Annotated in this window: 1 pseudogene; it reads left to right on the top strand. The window is 59.8% G+C overall.

Annotated elements, in window-relative coordinates:
- Positions 1-646, top strand: a pseudogene (locus ACQRBR_RS12040) (outer membrane homotrimeric porin); the annotation flags it as partial.

Genomic DNA, 646 nt, shown 5'->3' with positions numbered 1-646 from the left:
TCTTTCGACTACGGCATGCACGGCGACTTCGCCAAGAGCAAGGCCAATCGTAACTCCGGTTACAGCAACGAAGACGAATTCGAAGCCCGCCAGCGCGTTCGCCTGCAGTTGGACGCCGTGGCTTCCGAAGCCCTGTCCGGTACCGTGTTCTTCGAAATCGGTGACCAGATCTGGGGCGACCAGGAAAGCGGCGGCGCCATGGGCGCTGACCAGAAGGTCGTGGAACTGAAGCGCGCTTACATCGACTGGATGGTGCCCCAGACCGATCTGAAGGTCCGCATGGGTATCCAGGGTCTGGCCCTGCCCAGCTTCACCACCAATGCCTCCCAGATCATCGACGATGACGTGGCCGCCATCACCCTGAACTACCAGTTCAACGAAAACGTTGGCCTGACCGCTTTCTGGGCTCGCCCCTACAATGACAACGGTGGCTACAGCAGCCGTTGGGATGGCACTGCCTACGACAAGAACTACATGGACAACATGGACATGTTCGCTGTCCTGCTGCCCCTGACCTTCGACGGCGTGAAGGTGACTCCTTGGGTCATGTACGCTGCCATGGGCCCCGGTATGTTTGACAACCTGGATGACAAGGGTCCCGGCAATGCTTGGGACCGTGCCAGCACCGGCATGATCTCCGGCTTCC

Origin of the sequence: Desulfovibrio sp. SGI.133, assembly GCF_050313955.1 — a bacterium.
Classification (GTDB): domain Bacteria; phylum Desulfobacterota; class Desulfovibrionia; order Desulfovibrionales; family Desulfovibrionaceae; genus Desulfovibrio.
Note: the sequence above shows the minus strand (reverse complement) of the source record. Positions and strands in the feature narration are given on the sequence as shown.